We start from the raw sequence: 11,706 nt of genomic DNA, 5'->3' as shown, positions 1-11,706 counted from the left end.
ATGAAGCAAGCGTTAAAAACATTATTATTTTATTTTGGCTTTATATTCAGCATTCATGCTGAAACAGCCGTAACAAAGATTGATATTGTTGCGCCTCATTTACCTCCTCTTATTGAAAAAAATGAGCATGGCAAGTTAACAGGGCGGTTTGTCGACGCTTTAATGAAAGTTGAACAGCATTCCTCTTTAGACTTTAATATTCAAGTAGTTCCTTGGGCACGGGCAATAAAACTGGCGAAAAATAATTTGGTCGATGGCATCATGCCTGTATTACAGATAAAAGAACGAGAGCAGTTTTTAGCGTTTCCAGAGCAAGAATTGATCAACTTTACCGGCTCAGTCGTTATTAAGCGTCATGATGATGCTTTTATTTTTAATGGCTTTGATGCACTCACTAGTGTTAAACGTATTGGCAAAGTTCGGGCAATGTCGTTAGGTCATCACTTTGATAAAGCCCAGTTAAATCCATTAGTTGAAGTATCGGAACTCACTAGGCTTGAGGATGCCTTGAATATGTTACTGTTAAAACGGCTTGATTTGGTGGTCTCTGATGCTTTAGTGGCGGATGAAGTGATAAGTAAGATGCCTAATCACACCAATTTTTCGATTATGGCGATAGCTAATACTAAAGAACCCTCTTACCTTGCTTTTTCGAAGCAGTTTGCCAAGCAACATGACATTAATGCCATCATGTCATTAATCAATCAATATAATGATCCTAGTTATTACCTAAAAAAATTATTGCCCCATTAGTCGATACATACCGTGATAAATGATGCGAAACCTTTATTTAAGATAATCAATAAACAATGGTATAAACGGCGTCAATTATTGAAAGAACCTGCGCTTCCTGTGAAGGTTGATATTCCCGATTATCAAGCGATTCATAACCATTTTTGTACTATGAATGTTGAGTTCAGTGATGGTTCATTGAAATCGTTAATCGCAAGAGTTATTTATAATAAGCTAACCAAAGAGTGGACGGTTGATGGCATGGAGGTTGCTGTTCGAGTTGAGGATACTGTAGATTAATATGTCAAAATTGACAAAACATGAGTGTATTATCTGGGATAAATAATGACAAAGTTAAATAAAACGACTAATCATGGTAGTTGCTTGTGTGGCAAAATTTGTTTTCAAGTGACGGAGTTTCTGCCGCTGGTTGGGCATTGTCATTGCACTATGTGTCGAAAATTTCATGGTGCAGCATTTTCTACTTATGCAGAAGTTAAACGACAAGACGTACATTGGCTCAGTGGTGAAGAATTATTATCTAGTTATCGTGCCGATAATGGTACTGTACGCAAGTTTTGTCAAAATTGTGGTACCAGCCTTTTGTTTGAGTCTCAATATAACCGACGAGACAACACCATAGAAATAGCCATCGCCACGTTTGATAATATTGAGCATGTAACCCCCTCTGCCCATATTTATATCGGCTCAAAAGTTGATTGGTTAACGATAAATGATGAATTGCCTCAGTTTCTGGCTTACCGAAAATAATTCGACACTTTTCCAATACCATGAAGATGCTTATTGGTGTTGTCACTACCTTTGCATCAGTCAACCTTAAAATGAATTATAGTATGTACAAAGCTAGGGTGTGTATAACCTAAGACATCTGCTCGATAACCAATCGGTTTCGTCCGTTATGTTTAGCTTGATATAGTAGTTTATCGGCTTGAAGCATGACTTCTTCATTACTGACAGTGTGCGTATCGTCGATAATAACAGCGCCGATACTGACGGTTAACATACTTGCCACGTCTGAAAATCCATGTTGAATTTTTTTACTTCGAATTGCGTGTAGTAATTGTTCAAATACTTGCGTTGCCCCTGATAAATTACTGTCAGGTAATATAATGACAAACTCTTCACCGCCGTAGCGAGCGATAAAGTCTCTAGGACGATGGAGTGCTTCTTTCATCGTGGTAGCGACTTTTTTTAGTGCCATATCACCGGCACCGTGACCGTAATTGTCATTATATTGTTTAAAGTAATCAATATCGATAAATGCGATAGCTAATTGTTTTTTATCGCGCTTATTGGCACTTATTTCGTCCTTGATGACTAAATCGAGCTTGCGGCGATTGTAAATGCCAGTGAGTGGGTCAAAATGAGCAAACTCATCTAACATTTTCCGTTGTCGTATTAATTCTAAGTGCATTAACACTCGTGCAATAACAATATTGGCCTTGAACGGTTTATAAATATAATCACAACCGCCTAAAGCGAATCCTCGTTCTTCATCATCGCTATTGGCTAAACCTGTGATAAAAATGACCGAGGTTTGCATGGTTGTCGGATTATTCTTAATCGCTTCTATCACTTCAAAACCTGACTTATCAGGCATTACTACGTCTAGTAGCATTAGATCTGGAACGTGTTTTTTGGCAAGCTCTATCGCTTGCTCACCATTTTTAGCAAATACTATGGTCGCTTCTTCTTGGAGCAAGTCCTTTAGTATTTGTCTGTTGGACTTTTCATCATCCACAATCAGTATTTTTTGTTCTAGTTGTCCCATCGGATGTTTTACTGTCTTAAAAGTTATATATGGTTAAGTGATAAACTAATGTCTGCATTAAACTGTTATTTAATTTCAACGGACTCTAGCTTTAATCGGCAGTAGATTGACTGATTCTAGCCGCTAATTGTTGTATTTTGCTTGAGGCCCGTACATATTCAATGTCTTCAATATTATCGACAATTTCGTTAGCTATTACCTGCAGCTCAGTATCTTTTGTCTGCATTAATAATTGGGGTAATAAATCTTCTACACTGGCGTTCTCTTCTGCTATCAAATCCTGCATTTTGCTGAGTAAAGTGGTCAGTTGTTCATGGTTATTATTTTGCTTATTGCTTTGCACAGAGTTATCCATACTATCTTGCTTGTTGATAGATTTTCGACAATCAACGACAGCAATAGCTGAGCTTGTTATTTGTGCCAAGGCCATCACCACATTGTTTAACTCAATACAGGTTTCAGCAACCAAGAGTGATGCATTATCTGGATCTTTTTTCAGCTGAGCCTCTAATTGTGTTGCTCTTTTAGCTAAATTAGTTGCGCCAATATAATTAGCATTAGACTTTAATGAATGAGCAATCCTAAAGGCTTCTTCAAATTCTTGTTGTTGATAAATTTCGCGCAAGCTATCAACGGTATCTTGGTAGTTGTGATTAAAATCTTGTACAAGTTTTAGATAGATATGTTGGCGACCACCAATTGTTTGTATAGCATTGTCTACGTCGAGAATATCTAATGTTCTCAGTTCATTCAACAAAGTCTCTGTTGGCTCATTGCTGTTAATTTGTTTATCGTTGCTTGATGGATGTTGCTCTTGTGGTGCTTTTATTTTCTTTGTAGATGCAGTGGCTTTTGATTCAGATAATTTTGTTGTCGATTGAGGTGCAAGCCATTTGGATAATAAGCTAAATAAATCATTCGGATCGATAGGCTTAGTAAAGTAATCATTCATGCCAACATCAAGACATTTTTGTAACTCTTCAGCCATTGCGTGCGCGGTCATGGCTATGATTGGTAAATCGGCAAACTTATCTTGCTGACGAATATTGCGGGTAGCGGTTAAACCATCCATTTCCGGCATCTGTAGATCCATAAAAACTAAATCGTAATCTTTCTGTGCGAGCATTGTTAAAGCAATTTTGCCATTTTCTGCAACATCGATATTGGCATTGGTTTCTTCTAAAAATCCAAGAACAACCTGCTGATTTAAGGCGTTGTCTTCAACTAGTAAAATATCAGCATGTGCTAAGTCGACTAGGCCTTTATGTTTTTGAGGATGTGCGCTGGTTTGTTCCACTTTTAAGGCGCTTGTCATTGCATCAAGTAATAGAGAGGCGTCTACTGGCTTTTCAAGGAAACCATCAATTCTCACTGAACTAGATAATGACATGGCATCATTTTTATCAAATGCGGTAACCATAAGTACAGCAGGTAGATGATTTTGTTCAATATGGCTAATGGCATGCGCTAATTCAATACCATCCATGTTAGGCATACGCCAATCAGTGATCACCAGATCAAAAGGCTGGTTAAGCTTTAGGGCATTGTGTATGAGATCTAAGGCGGTGGTGGCATTAGTGGCTGACGTGATTTTACAGCCAAATTGACTTAGTAGATCCTCAAGCACGCTGATACACAGCGAATTATCATCAACGACTAAGACACTAATTCCTTCGATTAATAGCTGATTTGTTGCAATGACTTCAGTTTGCTCTACTGCTTCATACTTGATGTTAAAGCTGAAAGTACTGCCTTGACCAAGTTCACTTGTGACCCAAATATCACCATTCATCAATGAGGTTAGTTGCTTACATATTGCTAAGCCTAGACCTGTACCGCCAAATTTACGTGTGATGGAGCTGTCAGCTTGGTTAAAGGATTGAAATAAATTATTGATGGCTTCATCAGCTAAACCAATGCCCGTATCGGTAACGTTGAACTCAATTTTATCGTCTTGCTGTTCATTGAGTTTAACTTCAATTAACACATGGCCTTTTTCAGTGAATTTGACCGCATTAGAGACCAAGTTAACCAAGATTTGTTGTAATCTTACCGGATCGGATTTTATCTGTTTTGGCACGTTCGGCGCTATTTTTACAACTAATTCTAACCCCTTACTGTGCGCTTTAAGTGCACAAAGATTAGCAACTTTTTTCAATAAGCCTTCAATATTCATCACCACAGATTCTATGGTCATTTTGCCGGCTTCAATTTTAGAAAAATCCAAAATATCATTAATCAAACCTAACAGGGCTTGTGATGAATCTTGAGTTTTTTCGATCAGATCTTTTTGGTGATTATTGAGGTTGGTTTTCAATGCTAAATGGCTTAAGCCGATGATCGCATTCATTGGTGTGCGAATTTCGTGACTCATTTTTGCTAAAAACTCACTCTTAGCCTGAGTGGCTTTTTCTAATTCTGCGGTACGTTTTGCTACCTGATATTCAAGGTTGCGGTTAATATCTAATAAACTTAAATGGTTTTCTACTCGTGATAGCAGTTCATGCTTAGAGATTGGTTTAGTTAAATAGTCATTACCGCCAACGGAAAAACTTTCAACCAAGTCTATTACCTGATTTTTTGCGGTAAGAAAAATCACGGGTAACTCGTTGATACTAAACTGTTGTCTAAGTTTATTACACACTTCATAGCCTGACATTTTAGGCATCATTACATCAAGTAAAATTAAATCAAAAGGGCGATGGTTATTTTGCTCTGGTGTAATATTTGTTAAGTGGTTTGCTTCATTAGCTTTATCAATCATTTCAAGTGCTTGTGAGCCACTTGAGGCTTCGCTCAGTTGATAACCCGTATTATTTAAGTGATTGATTAACACCTGCCGATTAATTGGATCATCATCAACTACTAATATATGGAAATTGCTATATTCGATAGATGCTGTTTGGTGTTGAATTTGTTCCTTTTCTTGTTCGTTTAAGCTGATGTATTCAATTTCGTTATCTAAATGTTGTAATCGGTTAAGTTTTTGCTGATTACTCGACTTGACCACATTGGTGACATCAGTAATTTGGTCGGCATTGATCGGTAAAGTAAAACTAAAGCAGCTACCTTTGCCTTCGGTAGAGGTAACGCTTATTTGTCCGCCATGCAATTCAACTAGCTGTTTGGTCACTGCTAAGCCTAAGCCTGTTCCGCCTTGATCTCGTTTATCATGGCCATGTAATTGCTCAAATGAGTTAAAAATGATTGCTTGTTTATTTACCGGAATACCTATGCCAGTATCTGTGATGGAAATATTAATTAAATTACCTTGTTGCTCAGCGTTTACAATAACCTCGCCTTGTTCAGTAAACTTAATGGCATTCCCAATAAGGTTATACAGGATTTGTTCTAATCGGTTTTCATCTGCATTTACCAAAGGCAGCGTATTGGCAACATTATTCTTTAAAGTAATAGGTTTATTGCCAATTAACGGGGTTGATACCGTTAAAACCACATCGGTGAGACTATGTAATTCAACGCCACTGGTATTAAGTTTTAAGTTGTGATTTTTTAACTTTGAAAAGTCAAGGATATCGTTCACTAGGTGTGATAGGCGTTTGCCACTTGCAACGACCATAGCAAGATTTTTATTTGCTGCATCAGGTAATTGACCAGCAACGCCGTCTATCAGTGATTCAGCTAAACCAATAATACCATTTAACGGCGTGCGCAGTTCATGTGAAGTGTTTGCTAAAAACTCATCTTTTAAACGGTCGGCACGAGTTAAGCGAACATTAATGGCGTGCTCTTTGAGTCGCTGATAGTTTTGGCGATATAAAATAAAGCCAATTAAGCTGACAAAAGCGAATATATACAGGGTATAAGCCCACCAAGAAAGCCAAGGCGCGGGTAACACAACAATCGGTAGCGTTTTTTCTTGTTCATTCCAATAACCATCGCTGTTACTGGCTTTAATTTTTAATTTATAGTGACCTGCAGGTAAATTTGTGTAGGTAGCTCGACGATTATTGGCATCGGTGTAAATCCAGTTTTCATCAAAGCCCTGTAATTGATAGGCGTATTGATTATTCATCGGGTTAGCAAAGTGCAGCGCTGCAAAATCAAAGGAAACTAACTTTTCATTATGTGTCAGGGTAAGTTTATCAAGCTCATTAATGACGGAATCGATAGTGAAAGTGTTAGAACGATTGTTATCATTTAATTCGGCGCTAAGCTTGACATGTTGGTTGTTAATTCTAAAGTCGGTTAACACTACTTGGGGAATAGTTGTGTCGGGTTTGATATTTTCAGGATAAAAATGATTAAAACCATTTATACCGCCAAAAAACAATTCACCTGAAGCACTTTTATAAGCGGCATTAGAGGCAAATTCTTTTGCTTGGATACCATCTTTTTCGTTATAGGACTTAAAGGTATTATTTTGTGGGTTAAAGCGAGCAAGGCCATTATTACTACTTAACCATAAATTGCCTTGTTCGTCAGGTAATATGCCATAGACCATTTCTATTGGTAAGCCGCTTTGTTCATTATATTGGGTGATCTTTTCAGTCTTGAGGTTGAGCTTGTTTAACCCTTTTGCAGTGCCTAGCCATAAGTTATCTTGTTGATCTTGGTAGATGGTAATAATGAAATCATTAGAGATACTGTTGGTATTATTCGAATCGTATCGGTAGTGGGTAAATTGCTCTGTTTTAGGGTTGAACTTATTTAACCCGCCTTGGGTAGCTAGCCAAAGTATGCCTGATTCGTCTTGGTGAATTGCCCAAACATTGTTATCGGAAAGAGAATTACTGTTGTTGCTACTATGTTGAAATCGAGTGAAAGTGTTACTGCTAATGTTAAAGCGGTTTAAGCCGCCACCCCAGGTGCCTACCCATAAAGTATCTTCATTACTTTGTAATAACGACAACACCGTATTATGACTTAAGTTATTGTTTTGATTCGGATCATGGGTAAAATTAATAAATGAGTTTTCTGTTGGCTTAAATAAGTTTAATCCTCCTCCAGCAGTTCCTAACCAGACGCCACGGTTTTCATCAAAAAGTATGCTTGAGATAACATCTGATGAGATACTGTTCGGATTTGTTGGCTCGTGTTGGTAATGGCGGTATTGTCTGGTGTTTTTATCGTAAACATTCAGCCCTGAACCATAGGTGCCTATATATAATTTATTGTCAGCGGTTTCTAGAAAACTAATGACCGTGTTACCACTAAGCGTGTTTTCTTGATTTGGCTTTTTAGTGACGTGATTAAATTGCTCACTAGTTAATTGGTATTTATCAAGCCCTTTTACATAAGTGCCTACCCATAAATTATTCGTCTTATCGATAACCAGTTTGGTAACTTGATTATGTGCAATGCTGTTTGGGTTAGCATCATCGGCTTGATAGTGGATCATTTGTTTGGAAGTGAACTTATATCGTTTAAGTCCAGAAGCATTAGTGGCTAGCCATAACTCATTTTGATGAAATAATATGTCGTTAATATTACTGTTTGTTAGCGTCTGGGGTATATCTATTGCGTTAATACTTGTTCCCTTGCGTAGGGGATGAAGAGTTAAGCCTTGAGTTGTCCCTATCCATAAGACATTATCACGTTCTTTGAGCACATTGACCTGATTATACTGGGAGGCAAGCTTAATGTTCACCAGTTTGTTTGATGAATTATCAAGGTAATATACGCCATGCTTTTCGCTACCAAGCCACAAAGTTCCATTAGAATCTAACAACAAAGTGTTAATTTTCAAGTTGTCTAAATAATGACTAAAGTGTGTGCCGTCAAATTTATTAAGCCCTTTGTTTGTAGCAATCCAATAATTTCCCTGGTTATCCTGACTGATGGCATTGATGGTATTATGCGATAAACTATTTGGGTTATCCGGCTGGTGAGTTAAATGAGTAAAAGAATCGGTTGCAGCGTTGAACTGATTTAACCCGCGGTTAGTTCCTACCCAGATAATATCTTGATTATCTTGATAAATACTTAAAATATTATTATCAGAGATAGATGTTTGATTTTGGCTATTATTTTTGTAGACTTTAAATTGATAGCCATCGAAACGGTTTAACCCTTCCTCGGTACCTAGCCATAAAAACCCTTCAGAGCCATAATAAATTGCTTTAATTGAGGCTTGTGATAATCCTTGTTCTCGACTGAAGTGGTCAAAGTTATCACTGTAAGCGAGCGCGCTTTGGATAGAAAAACACACACAAACACTATAAACAAAAGTGAATAAAGCTCGCCTCAACATAAAAATCTTCTTATTTTTGGTTTTTAAAATCTAACTATGCTTAATTATTAGCTTAAATAGAAAGCCAAGTGACAACAAGTATTATTTAGACTGTGCTTTGCATAAATAAGCGCTTGACAAAAATTCTGCCTCCTTATTATGCTTGAGTGTGCTTTACTGTAACGTACCGATTAATTGATTTACAGTTAATTTAGTAAAGTCGTACACATTACTCTAGATATAAATAATAATAAGGACAGCCCCATGACAAGTAATCAAAGTAATACCGAGCATTTACACAATGAAGGTGTGGTGAATAAAGCCGAACTAACAGCTGAGCATATTCAAGCCATTGATAGTTTATCAGCAGAAGAGGTTGATCAGCTTAAAGCCATTCATAAAAACGCTAATAAAGATAACGATACGCCGGTAGGTATTGTTATTTAATGGCGCAAACGGTTAAAACTCAGTCGCATTATCAGCGACTGAGTGAGAATTTATATTTATTAAAAGCAAGGGCATGTGCGGTTAATCAACGCTTTGTTGAGTTAGCGCATCATAAGGAAGTGATCATCGCACAAGGTATCACAAATTTTCGTACTGCTAATGCTGCAGTACCATTAATGACAGAAGTGATACGTTCAGCAAGGTTATGGCCAGATGACCCGGTATCAGCACCTTTGATTGCTTATATGGAGCAACATATTCCAGAAGAAACAGGTCATGATCAATGGTGCTTAGATGATTTAGCCGTGTTAGGGGTGAGTTCTGAGCAGGTAAGTGAAATGCTTCCTTCTCCTAATATTATGTCATTGTTGGGTAGTCAATATTATATGATTCGTCATCAACACCCTGTGGCTATCATGGGCTATTTGGCATGTTTAGAAACCCATCACCCGACGGTTGACTATGTGGAACAGTTAATTGAAAAATCAGGTTTACCTGAGGCCGCATTTTCCAGCTTGATGCATCACGCAAAAATAGATCCTCATCATAAACAAGATATTATTGATACCCTTAATTGCTTACCTCTAACTCAACAGCAATATAAGATTGTCGAACGAAGTGCGTTTTTATCGTTGCGTTACGTCGCCTTAATGATGGAAGATGTATGCAGGGCAGCGCCACACGTTAGCCAGTAGTTTGTTATGACATTATTTAATCATGTTTAAGCGCTTACCCTATGAAAACATTGGCTGAAGTCCATCAACATACTTTAGTGGCAGATCTGCCTGATGAGCGAGATCATCAATTTTGTGATATTCACGGTGGAAACTCTGCTGATTTTGCCCACATTAGCTGCCCAATTAGCACTCGGCAGAAAATACTTAAACAATGCCCGTCTAAAGTTGATTTACGTGAGTTATTAACGTCTGAAATCATCAACCAAGGCTTACTCAATTCTTGCTCTGCTTGTGCGATTGCTGTTGCTGCGGAGCTGTATTTGGTGAAAGATGGTCAACCCTTTGTTGATGAAAACGCCAGTAATATCGATGCATCACAAATGTATGTTTATTACCATGAGCGGGTTTTGGAAAATAAAATTGATATTAATGCGCCTGTTTTTATTCGTAATGGTATTAAGTCTTTGTTTAAGTATGGTATTTGTTCGGAGAAGTTATGGCCATATCCCGAAGTGCTTTTTCCCCAGAGCTTAAAAAAAGTGATCGCAAATGGCACAACGGCAGAAGCCAAACAGGCAATTAGTCAGGTTTTGACAGAACATCAGCAGGAAATTCATGCAGCAATTACTCAAACACCGTCAGCGCTGGCGATAACGCAAGCTAAGAAGCATATTATCAACCGTTATTGCAAACTGGATGAAGAAGAGGACCTTGCAGAGCTAAAGCTTGCTTTATCTAAAGGTCTGCCAGTGATTTTTGGCATGATGGTGCCTAAGAGCTTTTACTTAATTGACTCAAGTGGTGAAATGGTGATGCCAAGCCGTGATGAAGAGCGTTTAGGCGGACATGCGTTATTGGCCGTTGGTTATGATGATAATAAGCAAGTGATGATTGTTCGAAATTCTTGGGGTGAAGAGTTTGGCGATAACGGGTATTGCTATATGCCTTATGAATTTTTTAGCTCTAAGTATGAGCAAGACGGAGAGCAGCAGGATAACACCTTTAGTTATTGGTGTTTAACTCATGATTAATTTTTCTGGTTATCGAGCAGCATAGTGCCGCTGGTTTCGGCGATGACTTGAGCGATTGCTGATTCAAGTTTTGGGATCAGCGCTTGGTGTTTTTTATGTAATAAATGAAAACCGAGTTTCTCAAACAGCTTATAGTGGTTAGGGTAGCGATTTAACCTAGCTTTACTGTAAGTATCTAAAACAATTATCGCAACATCTACTTTTTGTTGATCGAACATTTTATAAAGTATTTCAAAGCTGGTTAATTCCACTAATTTGATACTGGCGTTGCTCAATTGTTCTTGGTAAAACTCATCAGCACCTATGACAGCTAAGCTTTTATTTGCTTGATTAAAAATTGCAGGTGTACAACTAATTTCTGCTTGGCATATTAATATCATTTCAACTTTGCTGATCGGGGTTGGTAAGTAAGTAATATTGGGATAGTGTTCAAGGTTATCGATCACTTTAGCTGTATCAGCATCGATTTGCGCATTATTTAATAATCTTAATGCTCGTTGATCATTGATCATGATGAAGGTAGGGCTGATGCCTATTTTTTGATAAGCTTTATTAAGGATAGGGACATAGTAGTTGATTAAGCCACTATGATCGACAAAGCTGATCAGAAACTCTTCATTTTCTGCCTTACAAATACTGATATTGGCTAATGTGAGCAAACCGAACAATAATATTCGGTGAATATTTAGCAAAGCATCACCCTTTGAATACACTTAAGACTAAAATAAACATTTATTTCGTCTTAGCTCTGAGACTAAGTTAACTTTGAGTATAAACCCAGATTATTGATTTCGGCAATAATTCCCATGCTTTTTGAGGATTACCCGCATGTAC

The 11,706-nt window shown here is 37.7% G+C and carries 9 protein-coding genes; 6 read left to right on the top strand and 3 right to left on the bottom strand.

The genetic code is table 11. The features are described from left to right. The 3 genes from IV514_RS06305 (at position 1) to IV514_RS06295 (ending at position 1,503) form a co-directional block, all read left to right on the top strand. Positions 1 to 753: a transporter substrate-binding domain-containing protein gene (locus IV514_RS06305; protein ID WP_206484120.1), complete on the top strand. Its 753-nt coding sequence runs from the start codon at positions 1 to 3 to the stop codon at positions 751 to 753. Positions 754 to 831: 78 nt separating this feature from the next. Continuing rightward, positions 832 to 1,032, top strand: a complete 201-nt coding sequence (locus tag IV514_RS06300; RefSeq protein WP_206484119.1) for a hypothetical protein — start codon at positions 832 to 834, stop codon at positions 1,030 to 1,032. A gap of 45 nt (positions 1,033 to 1,077) precedes the next feature. Further along, entirely contained in the window at positions 1,078 to 1,503 is a 426-nt protein-coding gene (locus IV514_RS06295; RefSeq protein WP_206484118.1) for a GFA family protein, read from the top strand. A 109-nt stretch (positions 1,504 to 1,612) separates the two neighbouring features. On the opposite strand, the gene IV514_RS06290 is transcribed toward IV514_RS06295, so the two are convergent. Both IV514_RS06290 and IV514_RS06285 read right to left on the bottom strand, forming a co-directional pair. After that, complete coding sequence (locus tag IV514_RS06290) at positions 1,613 to 2,524, bottom strand: diguanylate cyclase (RefSeq protein ID WP_206484117.1); 912 nt, start codon at positions 2,522 to 2,524, stop codon at positions 1,613 to 1,615. Positions 2,525 to 2,615: 91 nt separating this feature from the next. Continuing rightward, entirely contained in the window at positions 2,616 to 8,696 is a 6,081-nt protein-coding gene (locus IV514_RS06285; RefSeq protein WP_206484116.1) for a response regulator, read from the bottom strand. Between the two features lie 285 nt (positions 8,697 to 8,981). Between IV514_RS06285 and IV514_RS06280 the strand changes: the two genes are divergently transcribed. The 3 genes from IV514_RS06280 to IV514_RS06270 are packed head-to-tail and all read left to right on the top strand — an operon-like array spanning position 8,982 to position 10,872. Then, positions 8,982 to 9,164 (top strand): hypothetical protein, encoded by a 183-nt coding sequence (locus tag IV514_RS06280; RefSeq protein ID WP_206484115.1) that lies wholly within the window; start codon positions 8,982 to 8,984, stop codon positions 9,162 to 9,164. After that, positions 9,164 to 9,859, top strand: coding sequence for an iron-containing redox enzyme family protein (locus IV514_RS06275; protein ID WP_206484114.1), 696 nt, complete (start codon positions 9,164 to 9,166; stop codon positions 9,857 to 9,859). Before IV514_RS06280 ends, IV514_RS06275 begins: the two co-directional genes overlap by 1 nt. Before the next feature lie 41 nt (positions 9,860 to 9,900). Further along, complete coding sequence (locus tag IV514_RS06270; protein WP_206484113.1) at positions 9,901 to 10,872, top strand: C1 family peptidase; 972 nt, start codon at positions 9,901 to 9,903, stop codon at positions 10,870 to 10,872. Here IV514_RS06270 and IV514_RS06265 read toward each other — a convergent pair. Beyond that, positions 10,869 to 11,564, bottom strand: a complete 696-nt coding sequence (locus IV514_RS06265; protein WP_206484112.1) for a hypothetical protein — start codon at positions 11,562 to 11,564, stop codon at positions 10,869 to 10,871. The genes IV514_RS06270 and IV514_RS06265 overlap by 4 nt on opposite strands. Between the last annotated feature and the right edge of the window lie 142 nt (positions 11,565 to 11,706).

This window comes from Thalassotalea sp. G2M2-11 (assembly GCF_017168195.1).
Lineage (GTDB): Bacteria > Pseudomonadota > Gammaproteobacteria > Enterobacterales > Alteromonadaceae > Thalassotalea_E.
Note: the sequence above shows the minus strand (reverse complement) of the source record. Positions and strands in the feature narration are given on the sequence as shown.